Origin of the sequence: Treponema vincentii F0403, assembly GCF_000412995.1 — a bacterium.
Taxonomy (GTDB): domain Bacteria; phylum Spirochaetota; class Spirochaetia; order Treponematales; family Treponemataceae; genus Treponema; species Treponema vincentii.
Genome location: NZ_KE332512.1, coordinates 863,830 through 884,181, shown reverse-complemented (window position 1 = coordinate 884,181; position 20,352 = coordinate 863,830). Strand labels below are relative to the sequence as shown.

General features: G+C 44.7%; 15 protein-coding genes. 10 read left to right on the top strand and 5 right to left on the bottom strand.

What is annotated here, in order from left to right:
- Positions 1-13: 13 nt before the first annotated feature.
- The 3 genes from HMPREF1222_RS03945 (at position 14) to HMPREF1222_RS13395 (ending at position 2,095) form a co-directional block, all read left to right on the top strand.
- Positions 14-718, top strand: coding sequence for a B3/B4 domain-containing protein (locus tag HMPREF1222_RS03945; RefSeq protein ID WP_006187541.1), 705 nt, complete (start codon positions 14-16; stop codon positions 716-718).
- Between the two features lie 232 nt (positions 719-950).
- Complete coding sequence (locus HMPREF1222_RS13400; RefSeq protein WP_016518306.1) at positions 951-1,430, top strand: iron-containing alcohol dehydrogenase; 480 nt, start codon at positions 951-953, stop codon at positions 1,428-1,430.
- A gap of 53 nt (positions 1,431-1,483) precedes the next feature.
- Positions 1,484-2,095, top strand: a complete 612-nt coding sequence (locus tag HMPREF1222_RS13395) for a dehydroquinate synthase/iron-containing alcohol dehydrogenase family protein (RefSeq protein ID WP_016518305.1) — start codon at positions 1,484-1,486, stop codon at positions 2,093-2,095.
- A 170-nt stretch (positions 2,096-2,265) separates the two neighbouring features.
- Here the strand turns inward: HMPREF1222_RS13395 and HMPREF1222_RS03935 are convergent, their stop codons facing one another.
- The 3 genes from HMPREF1222_RS03935 to HMPREF1222_RS03925 all read right to left on the bottom strand — a co-directional run bounded on the left by HMPREF1222_RS03935 (position 2,266) and on the right by HMPREF1222_RS03925 (position 6,924).
- Entirely contained in the window at positions 2,266-4,362 is a 2,097-nt protein-coding gene (locus HMPREF1222_RS03935) for a ribonucleoside triphosphate reductase (protein WP_006187544.1), read from the bottom strand.
- A gap of 41 nt (positions 4,363-4,403) precedes the next feature.
- Positions 4,404-4,877 (bottom strand): transcriptional regulator NrdR, encoded by a 474-nt coding sequence (nrdR, locus tag HMPREF1222_RS03930; RefSeq protein WP_016518304.1) that lies wholly within the window; start codon positions 4,875-4,877, stop codon positions 4,404-4,406.
- A gap of 124 nt (positions 4,878-5,001) precedes the next feature.
- Positions 5,002-6,924, bottom strand: a complete 1,923-nt coding sequence (locus HMPREF1222_RS03925) for an AMP-dependent synthetase/ligase (RefSeq protein WP_016518303.1) — start codon at positions 6,922-6,924, stop codon at positions 5,002-5,004.
- 464 nt (positions 6,925-7,388) lie between these two features.
- Here HMPREF1222_RS03925 and glgA point away from each other — a divergent pair, with 464 nt between their 5' ends.
- The 3 genes from glgA (at position 7,389) to HMPREF1222_RS03910 (ending at position 10,852) form a co-directional block, all read left to right on the top strand.
- Positions 7,389-8,867 (top strand): glycogen synthase GlgA, encoded by a 1,479-nt coding sequence (glgA, locus tag HMPREF1222_RS03920; RefSeq protein ID WP_016518302.1) that lies wholly within the window; start codon positions 7,389-7,391, stop codon positions 8,865-8,867.
- Positions 8,868-8,893: 26 nt separating this feature from the next.
- Positions 8,894-9,364: a Cys-tRNA(Pro) deacylase gene (gene ybaK, locus HMPREF1222_RS03915; RefSeq protein ID WP_006187548.1), complete on the top strand. Its 471-nt coding sequence runs from the start codon at positions 8,894-8,896 to the stop codon at positions 9,362-9,364.
- A 279-nt stretch (positions 9,365-9,643) separates the two neighbouring features.
- Entirely contained in the window at positions 9,644-10,852 is a 1,209-nt protein-coding gene (locus HMPREF1222_RS03910; protein WP_006187549.1) for an acetyl-CoA C-acetyltransferase, read from the top strand.
- Between the two features lie 108 nt (positions 10,853-10,960).
- Here the strand turns inward: HMPREF1222_RS03910 and HMPREF1222_RS03905 are convergent, their stop codons facing one another.
- Positions 10,961-12,394 (bottom strand): pallilysin-related adhesin, encoded by a 1,434-nt coding sequence (locus HMPREF1222_RS03905; RefSeq protein WP_016518301.1) that lies wholly within the window; start codon positions 12,392-12,394, stop codon positions 10,961-10,963.
- Positions 12,395-12,456: 62 nt separating this feature from the next.
- Complete coding sequence (locus HMPREF1222_RS03900) at positions 12,457-13,119, bottom strand: vWA domain-containing protein (protein WP_016518300.1); 663 nt, start codon at positions 13,117-13,119, stop codon at positions 12,457-12,459.
- 183 nt (positions 13,120-13,302) lie between these two features.
- Between HMPREF1222_RS03900 and cfpA the strand changes: the two genes are divergently transcribed.
- From cfpA to HMPREF1222_RS03880, 4 genes are all read left to right on the top strand, one after another.
- Positions 13,303-15,354, top strand: a complete 2,052-nt coding sequence (cfpA, locus tag HMPREF1222_RS03895) for a cytoplasmic filament protein CfpA (RefSeq protein WP_016518299.1) — start codon at positions 13,303-13,305, stop codon at positions 15,352-15,354.
- Positions 15,355-15,579: 225 nt separating this feature from the next.
- A complete protein-coding gene (locus HMPREF1222_RS03890; RefSeq protein ID WP_016518298.1) occupies positions 15,580-16,614 on the top strand; it encodes a hypothetical protein in 1,035 nt (344 codons plus the stop codon).
- Between the two features lie 9 nt (positions 16,615-16,623).
- Positions 16,624-19,302, top strand: a complete 2,679-nt coding sequence (locus tag HMPREF1222_RS03885) for a putative PEP-binding protein (protein WP_016518297.1) — start codon at positions 16,624-16,626, stop codon at positions 19,300-19,302.
- 144 nt (positions 19,303-19,446) lie between these two features.
- The gene (locus tag HMPREF1222_RS03880; RefSeq protein ID WP_016518296.1) at positions 19,447-20,226 is read left to right on the top strand and encodes a TrmH family RNA methyltransferase; all 780 of its coding nucleotides are present in this window, start codon (positions 19,447-19,449) and stop codon (positions 20,224-20,226) included.
- The last annotated feature ends 126 nt before the right edge of the window (positions 20,227-20,352 follow it).

Sequence of the window (20,352 nt, the reverse complement as noted above, 5' to 3'; positions counted from 1 at the left end):
TATAGGAGATGCTATGAGTAAATTTTTGGCGGATGCTTCTTTTTGGGAATTGTTTCCTCAAGCACAGCTCGGTGTGGTATTATTAAAGAACGTAAATAATAGCGGCGAAAGCGTCCGCGATATAAAAGTGCTGCTTTCCCGAAGTAATTCCGATGCGGAAAAATTTTTGGTAAAAAACGTATTCAGCGAAAATCCCGTTATTGCCATTTGGCGCGATGCTTACCGTAAGTTTAAGACAAAGAAAGGCGTCCGGTGCAGCATCGAAGCGCTGCTCAAGCGGGTAGAAAAACAAAATCCCGTGTCATATATCAATCCGTTGGTAGATATTTACAATGCCGCTTCGCTGCAGTTCGGTTTGCCATGCGGTGCGGAAGACAGCGATGCCTTTGACGGCGATTTAATTCTCGGCCTTACAAAAGGCGGCGACGATTTTTTTGCGCTCGGCGATGAGGAACATAGCCAGACGTTGGAAGGCGAACTCTGTTACCGCGATAACAAGGGCGCTATATGCCGCTGTTTCAATTGGCGTGACGGTCAACGCACGATGATTACGGAAAATACTAAAAATGCGTTTGTCATTATGGAAAATCTCGATCCGTCCCGGTTGGATGACCTAAAAGCTGCCTTGGCGCTTATCGGCGACTATGCTCAAAAATATCTCGGCGCCTCGGTTACAACCGAAATTTTAACGCAATCCAATCCGTCTATAGAGTTATAAGATATTCACAATGCCGATTGGTTCGTATTGTCAGGGCTGATCGGCTTTTATATAAATATAGATATTTTTATCGTTTTTCCCTTTACTAAATAATAATATATCGTTATAATACTATCAATAAAAGAGTGTTGAAGTAGCCGTTCAAAATAACGGTAATACACAGCATTTCTTTTAATAGGTACCTCTGGAAACTTCAATGTTTAGAGCGGCCTTAATGAATAGGAGTATGATTATGAAGTATGCAACATTCAGTATCCCCCCGAAAATTGTACACGGTGCGGGCGCCTTGGAATTCCTTTCAACATTAACAGGAAAGAAAGCCGCTATTGTTACCGGCGGAAGCTCAATGAAAAAATTCGGCTTTATCGATGAAGCGAAGGGCTATCTGGAAAAAGCCGGGATGGAAGTGCTGGTTATCGATGGCGTAGAGCCCGATCCTTCCGTTAAAACCTGTAAGGAAGGCGGCGCAAAGATGGCAGCCTTTAATCCCGATTGGATTATCGCGTTGGGCGGCGGCTCCGCAATGGATGCTGCAAAAATCATGTGGGTGTACTATGAATACCCCGGCTACAATTTTGACGATTTAGCTGCCTTCAAATTCCCGAAGCTGCGAACAAAAGCAAAACTGGTCGGTATCCCGTCACGGCTTCCGAAATTACCGCTTTTTCCGTTATTACGGACACCGAAAAAAATATCAAATACCCGCTCGTAAGTCCCGATATTATTCCGGATATTGCGATTGTCGATGATAGAATCCCTGCAAAGATGCCTCCGCTTGTTACAGCTCAAACCGGTATGGATGTTATGACTCATGCTATCGAAGCATTCGTTTCTACCGCTCATGACGATTATACCGATCCCTATGCACTGGAAGCGATCCGGCTGGTGTTTGACTATCTTGAACGGGCTGTTGCAAACGGAAACGATATGGAAGCGCGCGGAAAAATGCATACGGCGTCTACCGTTGCCGGTATTGCGTTCAGCAACTGCTCACTCGGTATCGTACACTCGATGGCTCATAAAATCGGCGGCGAATTCCATCTGACGCACGGTGAAGCGAATGCGATCATGCTTCCGTACATTATCAATTATAACAGAAAAGAGACCGACCGCTACAGCAAACTGGAAGGCGCTTTGGGTATCGACAATATTGCGAATGCAGTTTCCGCTTTGAACCGGAAAGTCGGCATTACCCGCACTATTAAGGAAGGTAAGAATACCGTTATTGCGGAAGATAAGTTCCTCAAGGTATTGGATTTAATGAGCGAAAGAGCCTTTAACGATGCTTGTACGCTCACCAATCCGCGCAAGACCTCTCCTGCCGATATTAAGAAAATCTATCTTGCAGCCTATTACGGCAAGGAAATCGATTTCTAAAAATATAAACATTTCAAGAGAAGGGCAATTGCATCAGATAGATAAATAAAAATCGCAGAATAAGTGAGGTTGGGCAAGCATTTGAGACGCAACGCGGCGAAATTCTGCTTGAACGACCGCACTTATTCTGCGGGGCTGTTAAAAATAATCTGATGCGATTGCCCTGACGGCTAGTAGCCCAAGGCCTCTTTTTCCGCTTCCAGTTCACGCAGGCGGGCTTCCAGTTCGGCTTCTTTTTCTCGTTTGCACAAGGGGCATTCAAAATGCTCTCCGTCGATGTAGCCGTGCTTGGGGCAGATGGAGAAAGTCGGCGATATGGAAAAGTACGGTATGCGGTAATGGGATGCAACCGCCTTAACCAAATCGCGGCATGCCTGCCAGTCCTTAATCGATTCGCCTAAGAAAATATGGAATACCGTGCCGCCGGTGTATTTACGCTGCAGCGCTTCCTGATGATCCAAGGCTTCAAACACATCGGTGGTGTACGAAACCGGCAGCTGGCTTGAATTGGTGTAATACGGCTCGCGGTCTCCTGAAGTGATAATGTCGGGGAACTGCTGCTTATCATGCCGTGCAAGCCGGTAGGAAGTGCTTTCGGCAGGGGTTGCTTCAAGGTTGAAGAGGTCGCCTGTTTGTTCCTGAAAGTCCGCGAGCCGCTTGCGCATGTGGGTCAGTACCTTTTCGGCAAAGGCCTTGCCGGTTTCGCCCACGATATTCTCCCCGAGGAAGTTCAGGCACGATTCATTCATGCCGCAAATTCCAATGGTAGAAAAATGATTGTTTAAGTGCTGAAGGTACCGGCGCGTATACGGGAAAAGCCCGCCTTCCAAAAGCCGCTGAATTACCTTCCGTTTAATCTGTAAGCTCGTTTTTGCGAGTTCCATCAGATAGTCGAGACGGTCAAAGTATTCTTTTTCGGTACGCGCAAGGTAGCCGATTTGCGGCATATTGATGGTAACCACGCCGATGGAGCCGGTGAATTCGTCGGAGCCGAAAAGGCCGCCGCCCCGTTTCCGCAGTTCACGCTTATCCAGCTGCAGCCGGCAGCACATGGAGCGGACATCGCTCGGATTAAGATCCGAATTGATAAAGTTCTGAAAGTACGGAGTTCCGTATTTTGCCGTCATTTCAAAAAGAAGGGCGGCATTCGGGCTGTCCCACTTAAAATCTTCGGTAATGTTATAGGTTGGAATGGGATACTGAAAACCGCGGCCTGCCGCATCGCCTTCCAACATCAGCTCGATAAAGAGCTTGTTAATCATATCCATTTCAGCTTGGCAATCGCCGTAGGTAAAATCGGTTTCTTTGCCGCCGACAACCGCTTTTTTATCGGCAAGGTCTTTGGGGCATGTCCAGTCAAGCGTGATATTGGTAAACGGCGCTTGGCTTCCCCAACGGCTCGGCGTGTTCACTCCATAGATAAAGCTTTGCAGGCATTGCTTAACGCTCTTCTCGTCCATGTTGTCGGCTTTTACAAAGGGAGCCAGATAGGTATCGAAGGAGCTGAACGCCTGCGCTCCCGCCCATTCGTTCTGCATAATGCCGAGGAAGTTCACGATTTGCTGAATAAGGGTGGAAAGATGGCGCGCAGGCTTTGATGTAATCTTGTCCGGGACGCCGCCTAAGCCCTCTTGAATGAGCTGCCGGAGCGACCAGCCCGCACAATAACCGGAGAACATCGAAAGATCATGGATGTGAAAAGCTGCCGTCTGATGCGCCTCGGCAATTGCCGGCGTATAGATGTTTTTAAGCCAGTAATTTGCCGTTATCGTGCCGGAGTTATGCAGGATGAGGCCTCCGAGCGAAAAGTTGACGTTGGCATTTTCGTTTACCCGCCAATCGCTTTTGTTCAAGTATCCGTTCATCGTTTTATCGATATCGATCATCAGCCGTTCCGCATCGCGGACAGCCTCCCGTTTTGCACGGTAAAGGATAAACGCCTTTGCAATACTGGCTTCGTTCCGTTCGATTAAAACGTTTTCAATAATATCCTGAATTTCTTCGATTGCGGGAATCGAATGCGCATGACGCGAAGCCATCAGCTGCGTCAATTTTTCTTCTACTGCAGCAGTCAGTACATCGGCTTTCTCTTCATCCGCAGCACCGGTAACCGCTTCGATAGCCTTCTGAATCGCGATTTTTATTTTATTCCGGTTAAAGACTTCAATATCGCCCGACCGTTTTACAACCGACCTCAAAACCGGTTTTGTCTCTCTTGTTGTGTCGCCTAAAAAGGTTGTCCATTCAGGAAATACCGCTTGATCCATTTTTTTCCTCCACATATTTAAAAAGGCATAAAACACCGATATTAAGGCATCCCGTCAGATGTAATATGTATTTTTTGCACTTCATTGATAAATTCGTCAAGATTGTTAAATTTCTTATATACCGATGCGAACCGGATATAAGCGACTTTGTCAAGTGAATGTAAACGGGCAAGTACCATTTCGCCCAGCTCGGTACTCTTAATTTCCTTTGCCCCCTTACTGTTCATAACCGCTGCATCTTCAATATCGCTGACGATATTTTCTATTTCGTTCATCGAAATGGGGCGTTTTTCCAGCGAACGTTCGATGCCGCGTTCCAATTTTGAGCGGTCAAAGGGTTCTCTTCGGCCGTTTCGTTTAATCACCATCAGCGGTTTTTCTTCTATCCGCTCATAGCTGGTAAAGCGGTATCCGCAGCTGAGACATTCCCTCCGCCGCCTGATACAATCACCTTGGCCGAGCGTTCGGGACTCTACCACTTTATCGTCAACACTTCCGCAATACGGGCAGCGCATATATTCTCCCTACAAAATAATTCATAATTCTTAATTAAGAATTATGAATAACGTAGTGTGATTGTAAGAAAAACAAGCGGATACGGCAAGACCTCGTGTTGAAGCTTCTACAAAGGAAATTCCATTAATCGGCAAATAGCGCTTCTATTTGTTTGCTGTATAGTGAAGTGATTTTATAGCGCATGACATCCTGCTTTGCCGAAAGCTCCACACCCGCTTCAAACGGTTTTGCAAGGAGTGTAAAACGGTTAATCCGTTCAAAAAGTTTAAAGCCGTTCTCATGGTTTATAAGCGAGAAAATTTGCCGGTCAAAAAGTTTTTTTATCTCGGGTTTTGCCAATAATTCCTCAAACGAGGCGGCCGATATTCCCTGTTCGGCTGCATAGTTTTTTACTTCGGCTTCGTCCGCCACAATCAACGCTCCCAAAAAGCGCTGATCTTGGCCGAGTACTACTGCCTGCGCGATAAACGGAGATTCCTGCAGCTTCATTTCAATCGGTACCGGTTCGATATTTTCCCCGCCGCGCAGCACAATCGTGTCTTTTTTTCTGCCGCGCAGAATAAGTTCACCGTCAATCGTTTTCATACCGAGGTCGCCGCTGTCAAACCAGCCGTCTTTATCGATTACCGCATCGGTTAAATCCTGCCGTTTGTAATATCCTTTCATAACGCTGGTGCCGCGGATCATGACGGTACCGAGCTTGCCGGCCGGCAGTTCGTTTCCGCTATCGTCGACAATTTTTACTTTTGTGCATGACAGCGGCTTGCCGATTGTGCCGAATACGGGGTGTCCGAGCGGGCGGACGGAAACAACCGGCGCCGTTTCGGTTAAACCGTATCCTTCGGTTACACTGACACCGATAGCCCAAAAGAAAGCGTCGATATTGGGCGGCAGCGCTCCTCCGCCGGAAACACCTTGGCGGAATCCGGTGCCGAGTTTGGTACGGATCTTTTTAAATACCAGCACATTGCCGAGCGCATAAAACGGCGCAGATAGGAGAAACGGTATAAAAGAGATAATCGGGCGGGTGATTTTCGTATAAAACGCAAAGTGAGGATTTTGCCCTCTTACATTCCGTGCATGGTGAGCGTGGAATAGCCCCGCCGCAACAAAGAAGTTGAAGAGTTTTTGCTTAATACCGCCTGCCTGCTTCATCGCCTTAAAAACGCCGGTATAGACGGACTCCCAAATACGCGGTACCGAGGGAAACAGTGCGGGATTGGTTTTTGCAATGTCCGCAAGCAGAATACTTCCGACCGGTTTGGAGTATACCATTCCCGCGGCGGAGGCCAAAATAACGTATTCGCAGAGCCGTTCAAAGCTATGCCATACCGGCAGAACCACAATGGCCTTTTCGCCGGAATGTAGGATAACTCTCGTTTTAAGATCATCCAGCTGCACGGCAAAGTTTTTATGGGTTAGCATAACCCCTTTGGGTTCACCTGTTGTACCGGAGGTAAAAATGATCGTAGCAACTTCCGTATCGGCGCCTTTTTCCAGTTCCCGTTCCACCGCATCGGGGTGTTCTTGCCGGTATGCAGTGCCCCGTTCGATAATTTCATCGTAGCTGTACATTGCAAAGCGGGAAATGTCGCCCTTTGTTTTAAGCTCTTCATCTTGAATATCGATAGGTTCAAAAACAATGAGTGTTTTGAGCAGCGGGAACTGTTGCTGATTTTTTAAGATTTTTATAAATTGATCCCGGTTTTCTATAACTGCCGACGTACATTCGGCAAAGGACAAAATACGCACTAAATCCTGTTCGGTTGCATCACAGCCGCGCGGAACATCGCATGCTCCGATCGCCATAATCCCCATACTGGCATGATACCATTCTTTCCGGTTATCTGCGATAAGACCGACTCTATCTCCCCGCGTGATGCCGAGGGATAACAGCCCGCCTGCAAAGCTTAATACCCTATCAAAAACCTGTGAATAGGAGAGGGGAATAAAATCGCCTTGCGCATTCTTGGAATATTGAGCGGCAATATTCGGATGTTTTTTTGCAATTTGTTGCAACAATTGCGGCATTGTGATGCCGTTCATGCCGAAACGCTAGCATAAAAGAAAAAATCAGTCAAGTAAAAGGTAACCTCATCAGACGGTCTCCGGATATTCCCGCAAAATAAAGAGGCTGTTCAACCAGAGTTGAACCTCTTCGCGGTTCAAATGGTCTCACAGCCTCTTTATTTTGCGATTTTGTTCTATTTGTCTAATGAGGTTACCTTTCTGGTAAAATAAAATGTGTGAAATTTTTGACAAAATTTCACACAGAAGGAGGGTAACCCCATCAGACATTTTGGAGTATATCCCCGCAAAATAAAAAGGCTGTCCAACCAGAACCTCTCCGCGGTTCAAATGGTCTCACAGTCTCTTTATTCTGCGATTTTTATCTATCTGTCTGTCTGATGCGTTTACCCTCTTGCTTAGAGAAGCAAGCGCTAAATGTTTTGGGTGTCTCTTTTATAATTCCGTTTGCCGTGTTATAATTGAGGCAGGAGGGTCTTGCCATGCGAATATTAATGATTACAAGTGAAGCGGTTCCTTTTGCAAAGACCGGCGGTTTAGCCGATGTTGTATCTGCCTTATCATATTCATTAAAAAAACTCGGGCATGATGTTAGAATCGTTATGCCGCGCTACTATAGAATAGATAAAAAAAATTTAACGCCTATTCCCGGCGCAATGGGAATTTCCATCGGCGATAAAGAGTACTGGACGGAAGTTTTTGAATCGACACTGCCCGCTTCTGACATACCGGTGTATTTTATTGATCATGAAGAAAGTTTCGGTCGCGACGGGTTGTACGGTTCTGCTTTTGAACCTGATTTTAACGATAACCCCAAACGGTTTTCGATATTGAGCCATGCGGCATTCCAGCTTTGCAGAAAACAGCATTGGATTCCGGATTTGATGCATGCGCATGATTGGCAGACCGCGCTTGTACCTGTTTTGCTGAAATTCAATACACAGTATTTGGATTTCCAAGAGACTGCGAGCGTTTTTACCGTGCATAATATAGGTTATCAGGGAATTTATAATAAAACGCACTATGTGGATACGGGACTTGATTGGATGTATTTTTATTCGGCCGGTTTTGAAGACTGGGATAGAATGAATTTCTTAAAGGCAGGTTTGCTTTCAGCGGATCGGCTTACAACGGTTTCCCCTACGTATGCGCAAGAAATACAACGCCCGGAATACGGCTTCCGAATGGACGGTATTCTCCGCTTCCGCAAGGAGGTTCTAACCGGCATTCTAAACGGCGTCGATACTTCCGTGTGGAATCCTAAAACGGATACGCATATTTCTTTCAACTATACGGCTCGCTCTCTTGCAAAAAAAGCAAAGAATAAAGCGGCGCTGCAAAAGTATATGGGCTTGCCGCAAGATGAAAAGATTCCTGTTTTCGGCATGATAACACGGCTGACCGATCAAAAAGGAATTGCGGAATTATTCGGACCTTCGTACGGCGCTGCATTTAAGATGTGCACCGATATTAATTTACAGTTGATTGTGCTTGGCGCGGGAGACCGATGGTGCGAAGATGAATTATTGGCGCTTTCCAAACGTCTGCCGAACTTGCGGGTGTATGTCGGTTATGATGAAAAATTGAGCCATTGGATTGAGGCCGGAAGCAACTTCTTTTTGATGCCGTCGCGGTATGAACCGTGCGGACTTAACCAGATGTATTCACTGTTGTATGGAACATTGCCGATTGTGCGGAATACCGGCGGCCTTGCAGATACGGTAGAAAATTACAATGAACAAACAGGGGATGGTACCGGATTTGTGTTGAATCTGCTTACGCCGGAAAGCATTTATAATACCGTTAATTGGGCTGTAAATGCGTGGTTTAAGCACCCTGAACATATCGTTAAGATGCAGAAGCGGGGTATGGCGAAAGATTTTACGTGGGATACGTCTGCCAAGCAGTATCTTGCGGTATATCAGGAAGCTGTCGAAAATAAGATTCTTAATAAGCATTAAAATGCTGCCGCTGCGGGTTCAGGATAATGAAGAAGACCAATGCAATGCGCATCTTGGAAGCTGCGGGAATCCCCTATAGCAGTATTGAATATGCATGGGATGAGGAACATTTGGATGCGGTAACGGCTGCACACAAGCTGAATATTGAGCCCGATATGCTCTTTAAAACGATTGTGATGATAAGCGAGGATAATGAAGTTTTTGTCTTTTGCGTGCCGGCGCCTGCAGAGGTAAGCTTAAAAAAAGCGAGAACCCTAACCGGTAAAAAAATAACGCCGCTTAAACTTGAGGCTCTGCAAAAAACAACGGGCTATATCCGCGGCGGCTGTTCCCCGCTCGGCATGAAAAAGCATTTTCCTACATTTATTGATGAAACCGCACAGTTATATGACCTCATCTATGTGAGTGCTGGGGAACGGGGGCATACCCTCGGTATTGCCCCCACAGATTTGCAACAAATCTGTGCCGCCGCTTTTTGCGATATTGCCGAAACATAAAGCAAACCCATCAACGATATAGGTTAAATTCTTTGTATCACTGTCATTGTGGCGATAATACGGTTGAATAGTCTCCCTTATTCGTGCAGAGACCGGTTAGAAAAACCGTTGGTGCATATATTCTTGAGCTCTCAATGTAGCCAGATTTTTTTAAGCGTGATATGATAGAAGTGTGGAAAATTCATTATGCTATAAGGAAAATCTCTAAATCACCTTTCAAAGCTGAAGTTTTTAGCGATTTTCTTTAAAGTATTTCCTCAATTTGCTAGGAGGTCAAAAATGACATTATCAAAATCGTACATTGTCAGTGCAAAACGTACTGCAATCGGTAAATTTCTCGGCGGGCTTTCCGCTGTTCCGCCTAAAGATATGGGTTCGGCAGTGGTAAAAGCGGTACTGGAAGAGGCAAAGGTAAAGCCCGATCAAGTTTCGGAGCTTATTTGCGGTAACGTGCTCGGCGCAGGGCTTGGACAAAACATCGCCCGTACCATCGCATTGGAAGCCGGTATTCCGGAAACCGTCTGTGCCCATTCAACTAACATGGTTTGCGGTTCAGGCTTGCGGACGGTTATGGAAGCTGTTATGTCCATTCAAGCGGGCTTTAACGAAATTGTCGTAGCAGGCGGCGTAGAATCGATGTCGCTTGCCCCGTACCTTGTTCCGGCTAATACCCGCAGCGGCAATAAGATGGGGAACTGGCAAGCGGTCGATCACATGATTTATGATGCCTTAACCGATGCCCGCGCCAATATCCACATGGGAATTACCGCCGAAAATATTGCGGCGAGATTCAATATTACCAGAGAGCAGCAGGATGAGTTTGCATTTTCATCCCAGCAAAAAGCAATTGCCGCTATCGATGCCGGTAAGTTTAAAAACGAGATTGTTCCGATTACCATTCATAACAAGAAGGGCGATATTGTATTCGATACCGACGAATTCCCGAATCGGACTACCAATCTGGAAAAACTTGCAAAGCTGAAACCCGCTTTTAAGAGCGACGGCACCGTTACGGCAGGTAATGCCTCGGGTATAAACGACGGCGCTTCATTTGTGTTGATTGCAAGCGAAGCTGCGGTAAAAAAATATAACCTTAAACCGATTGCCGAAATTATCGGTATCGGGCAGGGCGGTGTCGATCCGCTCGTGATGGGATTAGGACCGGTTCCTGCAATCCGCAATGCGTTAAACTATGCATCGTTAAAACTCTCCGATATGGAATTAATAGAGTTAAACGAAGCCTTTGCAGCTCAGTCATTGGGTGTTATTCATGAATTGGTACGTGAACACGGAGTCGACCGCAATGCACTGTTACAGCGTACCAACGTCAATGGCGGTGCAATTGCGCTCGGTCATCCGGTAGGCGCTTCGGGCAACCGCATTTTGGTAACGTTACTTCACGAAATGATTAGAACCGATAAAAAAATCGGCCTTGCTTCGCTGTGTATCGGCGGCGGCCAAGGAACCGCCGTTATTGTAAAGCGGTAAATATAAACAATGATTATTTCTGATAAGGAATAATCGGCAAAGCGGCTTGCAAGTAATTAAAAATCATGAATATTTTTCCGGTGCTCATAAAAGGGCGCCGGAAAAATATTATTCAAATATTAGCGGCGAATTTCCAATCGGAGTAATGCCGCTCACACTAACTGAAACTTCCATTAAATTCAGCCGTTTGTCGGCATTATCAAATACAAGGCTGAAAAAACGCTCTCTATTTTCCGTGTCTTTAAGCTGTAAAACAGTATTATCTTGTATCTGTAAAATCGTATACCAGCCTGAATTCCGTACCGTATCTTGCAGTAATCGATATGAATTATCCGAAAAAGATAAGGAATATCCTTCGGTACTATTCCATGTTTTTCCATCCGCCGTTAATAATTTTTTTATATTATCAAGCGCAGTGTTTCTTTGCGATTCACGGACGGTATTATTTATTTTTCGGTATGTTCCGTCCCAATTCGATGCAACTCCTATTTTTAAACGTGCAATATCGTCGATAACCCGTATACGTACTTCATCGATCCCGAGTAATTCAATATCGATACGCCGATGGATACTCGAAATTGATGCATTTTTTGTAGAAAAATAGATGCCGAATCTGCGCGGTGTAACCGAATCGATGGTAAACAGCTCTTGAATATTATTAACGGAAAAAATAATTTCATTTTCCGAACGGTTAAAAAAGATACTCCGGTTTTGATCTTTTCGTGCACTCGGTTGATACCAAAGACCTTCAAGAAATTCTTGAAAAGAATTACTATCTCCCGTTTGAAATTTTTTAAGAAATTGACTTTCAATTCTATTTCCGGGAATCTTTATCTCTTTCGTTTGCTCAAAAATTCCTTTTTTGTCATTCCATGTATACTGCTTTTCTATTTGATTAAGCGTATTAGGCGCATCGATATCGGAATAATATGCGGATATTGTATAATCGGAAATCGAATCATCCTGTTCGTTTTTTAGTATAATTTGGCCGTCAGCTTGTATACCTGCTAAAGAATTAATATTCGTTATTTTTTCGTTATCGATTTCCAATGCATACATTCCGAAAACTTGCATATTATCGGCATTCATTCCGCTATATGCAATAATAGGATAGCGGTATTCCCGCACCGTCAAGGTATCAACGGACAGTGTTTTTGCATGCGTCGCTTCCGTTTTTATTTCTGCCGTTCTGGTAAGAGCCTGTGTTTCATTATCCTGCAAAAATATCAAAAGATAGATGAATTGATCGGATAATTTCTTTGCCGCAATAATTTTATCTTCTTTGTTATCACCGTTGACGTCAACCGGTATATCATCGACAAGTATTTCATCGCTCAGCAACGTGATAACCGATTGTGAACTTTCCGGTATATGTTCGTCAGAAGAATTTTCTTGTTGTTGCGACTGCGGTGCTACCGGAATAATCGTTTGAGCACTTTGTGGTATTACCTGCATCCGTTGACGAAGGATACGCTGATATGCCAACAAGCCGATAATGAGGGGAACAGCAGCAATACAAACTGCATAAAATAATTTTTTCATAGTTAAAACAACATCCTTGACGGTTTGTTAGGCTGCAAGTATTCCGGCAGCCTACATTATACTTAGTTTTTCTCTTCAGTTATAAGCACTTTATTTTGATCATCGTTACTGCGCGGAGTTCCTTTATTATCAATAATATCCGTATATAATTCTTTCGTTGTTTTGACGACTTTATCTTGAATATCCATATCCAGTGTTATTTCGTACCAATTATCATGTTTGATAATACGCGCTTCGGCAAGATACGGACTTTTAAATGATTCCTGTTTTCCGCGGTATTTTGATGTCCACGGAGCATCTTGTTCAAGATCCGTTACCAGCAGCAAAATTTTATATCGATTGTTTTTTCCGCGTTTATTTAATGAAATTTGAATTGAATCAAGTGCACTGCCGATGTCGGTAAATGCGCCGTCGGGAGTAATACCGTCAATTGTTTTTATCAATGCATTCCGGTCATTTTCATTTTTGATAATTAATGTTTGCAATTCATGCGGTTTTTCATAAAATTCCCAAATGGTAATCCAATCCTCCGGTATCAGCATTTCGGTAACAAGCGTATCGCGTACCCATTTATGCAAGCTGTCAAATTTTCCGGGTTCATTCATCGATTTTGATTTATCGATCATTAAAAAAACATCGACGGGAATGGTTCTCTCACCGGCAAAAGATGTAACTGAAATAATACAGAAAGCAAAAATAAAAAGAACGGATCTTAATTTCAACATAAATAACTCCTCTATAACTCCCTATAAAATGTGGGTAACCACGGTTTTATTGTATAGTATTATAAAAAAAAGAAAGTAAAAAGAGGGTAGGTGTCTTTACATTTTATAAAATAGCCTTATAATGACAATTGTATTAGTATATCCGATGCGGATATAAATCTACTGCAATAAGGAGACAGTAAGATGGCAAGTTTAGATTTACCTCAAAGTCCAAATGTATTCCATCCCGAAAAGCCCAGCGCTGTCGGTTCAAGGAATTCGTTGGCACAGGATTACCGCGATCAGCAGAAAGAAGTGAATCAGCTGATTGAAGAAGAGACCAATAAAGTATTGCATCACTTATCGACAAAATTACCCAAAGACGTTCTTGAAAGATTAGATGTTATGGGCGGTTTAAAAGAAAAGTTATACAACTACTTTAACCAGAACTATCAGAATATGTTCAACCGCTATATGGTAACCGCAGAAGATGAAATGCTCAAAAAAGTCCGCGGATTTATCGATAGAGAGGAAATGAAGGTTCTGAACCGCTATACTCCGAAAGAGATTGCAACTCTGTTGGATGAAGTCGGCGGCGCCGATAAGTTCAATACCGGTGAAATCGAAAAATCGATCGTCAATATGTACGGACACCTGCAAGGGCACGTACAGCGCGGAATCAATGATCTTGAAACCTTAACCAATTCGCTTCTGCGCCAAAAGACCGACGTCGGAGCTTTCGTCCGCGGTGAAAACGCCTACTCAATCGTAAAGTGCGCGTTTAAAGACAATATTCTTAAACCGAAAACCGTAACGGATGTAAAGCTTTCAGTCAATATTCTCGATACCGAGCTTATCAGCCCGATCTTCCAATATCAGGTAACGGTGGAATACTTAATCAAAGATTTACTTTCCAACCACATGATGAATCTTATCGATAAAGAAATCGAACAGCTCAAAGATGAACTTATCGATGAGGGTAAGGAAGAGATGACCGATAGCGAAATCATCTTCAAAAAGATGGGAAAGGTTCTCGATGTTACCGACGATGATGTTGACAATCCCGAAAGCAAGCGCTATTCGGTAGTTTCAAAAGAATTAATGGAACGCATTGCAAACCTGAGAGCGGAAATCGATCCGGAAACATTCGATCAGCTCAACGTACGCGAGAATATCAAGCACATCATCGACATTGAAAACATCCGTAACCGCGGCTTCAATACGGCAATTAACTCGTTAACTTCAATTCTTGATACCTCTAAGATGGGTTATCAATACATTGAAAACCTGAAAAATGCCCGCGAGCTGCTGCTGCGCGAATACGATGATACCAACGTTGCAAACCTTCCCGACGAACGCTATCAAATCCGTTTGCGCTACTACGATAATGCACAGCTCATTGAAGAGCGCAAAGCGTATGAAGTAATGATCCGGTCGTTTGAAACCGAAATTGAACACCTTTGGGACGTATTGCAGACGCAATATGATAAGTCGAAGTTCATGGTACGTATTACCGATTTCGGTGACTTGGCAAAACTCTACGAAAAGCATATCCAGAAGAAATACAAGATGCCTAAAGGCGAACCTGCCTACAAAGACATCGCAAAAGTCTGGGATGAAATTTCGTTTGTCAACGCAGCCGAAACTGAAGTTGAAAAGATGAACCGCACCTTTGTTTACGAGAAAGACAAGATGCGCAAAAAGCTTATCATTATGCGTGAACGGCTTAAGAAAATGTACGACTATCAGTACCCGGTTGAGCGGCGCGTTATGGAAGAACGGCTCGCTTTCCTTGAGGCGGAATTTAACAAGTTCGATTACCTCATCAACCCCTTCCACATGCAGCCCGGACTCTTGCTTGACGTGGATATCACCTCCATCAAACGCAAGAAGGCAACGCTTGACGGTATGGCAAACGTATTGAACGAATTCCTTCATGGAGTTTCTAAAGGCTTTATGGATCAGGCGTTTGCTTCATTCAGCCGCCGCCGTTCAACGGTTCGTGCCGATATTGCACAGACCTTCGGCTCAGGCGAAGAAGATGAACCTGCTGCGGTAACCCCGAGCGGACGTGCTCAGTTTATCGATATGCTGAACGAGACACCGAGTTTGGAAGCACCTGCTGCAGAAACCGTTAATGCACCCGCTGCACCCCGCAGCCGCAGAGGCGCCGCTAGAACCAAGAAAGCCGGTGCTGTTGATAATACGGCAAGCAGAGGCCGCCGCGGACGCAAATCCGGTGTAAGAACTCTGTAAAGTTTACCATAATGGAAATAAGTTAAAATGTGATAAAGGCCCCCTGAAACGCTTGTTTCGGAGGGCTTTTATCTATAGGGAATCTCCATTCTGCTTTTCTGAGATATGATAAACAATATTGAAGGATTCCTTGAGGAATGTTTTTCCCGTAAGACCAAAAGTAAATGCAAGGAAGTTTTTTATAAGTATTTCTAAAACCGTCCTTGCCATGCAAAGGAGAAGTGAATGCTCGATTCATTAGGATTTTATGTACCGCTTGCTACAAAGCAGGGGTTTAATGCCTCTGTAACACATATTCAGAATGCTTTATCGCTTCTGGATGCTTGCAATGTAAAAAAAAATATTGCCGATGAAATCGGTATATTGCTTGAAAATAAAGAATTGACAAATGAAGAAATTCCGGCATTTTTATCCGTTATACTGCTTGATATGTGGGGATATAAAGTGATTTCTAAGAATATCCGCGAAATAACCGCAGTACCTACGGATATCATTACGGAAACGGCAAAATGGAAAGGCGTCGATATCGTTATCGGCTATCACCATCCCGATTTGGGGTTTTTGGTGATAAACCCTAAAAATCCTGCAAACGCTTCTCTTTTTGAAACCCTGAAAAAAAATGAGCTTTTGAATATTTATGTCGGAAAACAAGACAAAGGCGCAATAGAAACACCCGTTGCAGAAGCGGTATTCAGCGCTTTTCTAGCTCTTTTGGAAGGTACAAAACCGTCAATTCCCGGAAAGATTTTGAGCGGACCTTTTGTATTTGCCGCGCCTCAGATTAAAAAACAATCTGCCGGAGGGCGAACGCGGAAACCGGCAAGAACTTCGGCAGCTGCAAAAGTAAAAACAGCCGCAAAAACTGCAAAAGCAAAAGAAACAGCTTCTCGTGAAGCCGCCTCTGTGCAGATGCAAGCGCCGTCGGGTAAAACCCGTATATCGCAGCAAATTTCGGTTATCGTAAGCAACGAACTGTTTCATAACGGAAACGTTGAAGCGTGGAAACGGATTATCCGCAGTTACAATGCACGGTACCCGCATAATAAGGTTATCGTCTTCTATGACGGTGAGCAGATTGTCGACATCAATACGCTGTTTAAATGGGGAAAGGTAAAACACGGCAGTAGTATTCAGTTTGCCGTCGCAGGGGAAGAAATCAAAGACTTGTCAAAATTGTCAAAATACTTTGCCGAAGGTGCAAGTCCCCGTTTTGAAGCTTTTTTGCGCGGTTCTCCCAGCACCGTTCTTAACCTTTTCTAGGAGTTTATTATGAATATGTCTAAATCAATCCATTTTTTCAGTAATAAAGAATCGCTTAAAAGTAATATCGATAAAACGATCCTCGGTATCCGCGGACGCCAGCTGAATGAATTTTCGGAACTTGGGCTCCCGATCGTACCCGGACTTGTGATGGATGCAACCATTACACAAGACTTGCAACAAGCAAATGCTTTGCCGCTACTGCGTCCGTTCTTAAAAAAGATGGGTGAAGCGGTTAAAAAAGAATTCGGCGATGCGGAAAATCCTCTTTTATTAAAGCTTGTTATTTCTCCCAACCTTGTTATTGCCAATTATCCGACGCTGCATAACTTCGGTTTGGCAAAAACAACAATCGGCGGTTTTGAAAAAAAAGTCGGAAAAGATTTTGCAAGCCATGAAGTGCTGTTTTTGCTGCGCGGTATCTTCTCAATCTTGTATAAGATTGCAGAATTAGAGGGTGACGGCGCTAAGCAGGAACTCTACAAAGAGCAGTTGGAAAAAATCGGAAACGAACTAAAAAAAGAAAAACGTACCGAATCGGGCGAAACCGTTATGGATATGTACCAGCCGTATCTGCCGCAGGAGTTTTTCAGTACCGCAGAAGTGCAGCTGAATAAAACCATTCAGCTCATCAGTACGCTGCTCAGTCTTGAACCCGATAATGAAAACGATGTAGCGTTACTGATTCAGCCGCTGGTATACGGAAACTATGATAAGGAATCCTTTTCCGGTAGATTCTTCAGCCGCAATATCGTTACCGGCGAAAAAAAATTGCAGGGAATGTTCTTTCAAGAAAAATTCGATGAAGTCGATGCCGTTGGAAAAGACATTAACGACATAAAGCCTGCATATTTGGAGCAGCTGGAAGCAATTGCATGGCAGTTGGAAGACCACAGTAAAGATGTCCGGGAAATCCGTTTTACGATTGAAGCAGGGAAGCTGTGGCTTATCGAGCAAAAATCCGTCGAAGCAAAGAGTACGATTGCATTAGTGCACTTCCTGCTCGATTTATACAACCGCAAAATTGTTGATGCGGAATATGTTGTAAAGAACGTTAAACCCGGTCAGCTAAACGAAATATTACACCCGGTCATCAATATGGCAAGTGTTAAAAATCTGCAGCATTCAAAAGGCGGTATTGCAGGCGCTCCGGGTGCAGCGGTAGGTCGCGTATACTTTAGCGCCGATTCGTTGATCGAAGCACAGCGTATTGCACGTCTGCAAAGCGCCGATACCCGTTGTATTCTCTGTGTACCGGCCAGTTATGCTGGAGATGTAAAAGCAATCGAAGTTTCCACCGGCGTTCTTTCTAACGAAGGCGGTTATTCGGCTCATGCTTCCGTTGTTTCGCGTCAGTACGGAAAGATTTCGTTAGTCCGTCCGGACATGAAAATTATGACGAATAAAGCCGTTATCAACGGTATTACTATTAAAGAAGGGGATTATATCACCTTACAAGTACCTTATTACGGTGAGTCGACGGTATACTTCGGTGCAGCGGAGTTAATCGAACCCGATCCTAAAACATCCGGTTTGCTTGATTTTATCGATCTTACCCGCTCGTTTATCCAAGACTTCCATGTACGCGCCAATGCCGATAGTCCCCGTGATGCTGCTTTGGCGGTCAGTTTCGGCGCCGAAGGCATCGGGCTTTGCCGCACTGAACACATGTTCTTTAATGCTAAGCGTATCAATATCTTTAGAGAGATGATCCTTGCCGAAACAACGGAAGAACGTATTGAAGTGCTCAACCGGCTTCAAAAAGTTCAAATGGAAGACTTTTACGGTATCTTCAAAGTAATGAATGGCCGTGAAGTTACCATCCGTCTTTTGGATGCGCCGCTGCACGAATTTTTACCGCATAATGAAACCGAGCTGGACGGGTTTGTTGACTATCTTAAAAACGAAGCGAAGAAAACCGTCAGTAAAAAGGCTTTGGCGGAATCGATTGCGATACGGGCGGAAGTAAACCCCATGCTTGGACATCGAGGATGCCGTATTGCGATTTCCTATCCGGAGATTTATGCAATGCAAGTGCGTGCAATTTTTGAAGCGGCTTACAAGCTGCAGAAAGAAGGTATTGAAACGCATGTCGAAATCATGGTTCCGATTGTTATGAATTTCCGTGAGCTTAAACAGATTGCGTATGGAAAGAAGATTGAAGGCCATGCTTATCTGGGTATCCGCACAATCGAACAAGAAATGCGGACTCAGCTCAAAGCGAAACCGATCGATTTCAAAATCGGTACGATGATTGAATTACCGGTTGCTGCGTTATCCGCAGGAGAAATTGCCCGCTATGCGGAATTCTTCTCGTTCGGGACCAATGACTTGACCCAAACGACGCTCGGTCTTTCGCGCGATGACTTTAACAGCTTTATGCCGGATTACACATTATACGATTTGATAGATGGAAATCCGTTTGCGATTTTGGATCCGGGAGTGCGGGAGCTTATCAGTATCGCGATTGAACGCGGCCGGCTTACCCGTCCCGATCTCAAACTCGGCCTTTGCGGTGAACAGGGCGCCCGTCCTGAAAACATCCCCTTCTGTATGAAAGCCGGTTTGGATTATGTTTCCTGCTCGTCTTATTCGGTACCTATTGCGCTTCTTTCAATTGCGCAGGCTGAATTGGAAAAGGCGGAAAACGAAGGGCGCAAGCTTACGCGCAAAAAAGCTTCAAAGTAAGAGGACTTGGGAATGCCGAGAAAGTAACCGGCTTTTGTGACATCTCCGTTCCCAACAGTAACATATCTAAAATCTGAATAAGACAAGGCAACTGCTCATTTTAAGCGGTTGCCTTTCTTTTATTTTCCGTTTATAACTTGCGGTATGAGTGAATTACATCAAAAAGAATTGGCGGTGTGCGGCTTTGAAGCGGTAAAAGCGCTCGCTGCCGAACATCCCGAAAAAATTTCCAGACTTTTTTTTGCCGGAAGCAGGGCGCGGACATTCGGCGCTCTTTGTAAATACCTTGCGCAGCGGAAGCGGCTTTATCGACTGGTACAGTCTGATGCCGAATTGGAAAAGCTGTGCGGTTCCGTTCATCACCAAGGGGTTGTCGCAATGATTGAAGAACCCTGCATCGCTGCCGTAACACCGGAGCGGATTAAACAGTGGGAGGCCGGTAAGGCTGCAGTGTTACTGTGCGACCGTATCGGGAATGCGAATAACCTCGGAGCGGTCATCCGCAGCGCAGCCTTTTTCGGCATAGAGCATATCGTGATAAGCGGGGAAGATGCGCAGGCTCAGCTGACTCCGAGCGCCTACCGGATTGCCCAAGGGGGGATGGAGTTTATCACCCTATATACCGCCCCTTCCGCCGAGCATTTTTTAAAGGCGTGCAGCGGTTATTTGATGAGGCTAGGGGCTGATCATCGGGCATACCGCAGCTTAAAGGATATTCCGTCGCTGGTTAGGGCGGATGAGGCGGTTGTTGTAGTGCTTGGAAATGAGGAGCACGGCATTTCCGCCGAAGCGAAAAAGCTTTGCGATGTGCTGGTTAAAATCAGCGGCAGTGGCGCTATCGAAAGTCTTAACGTAGCGCAGGCTGGTACGCTCTTTTGCTCCGCGCTTGCCGAACTCCGGCGGGAATCAACAAACCTGACGTAGAGCATCGTGGTATTAACTGCACGAATAACTGTTAAAATAGACAACCGATATTGTCCCCGCGTCAGAGCAACCGCATCAAAAATATTTTTAGCGGTTACCTTCCTTCTGTGCGAAATTTTGTTTAAA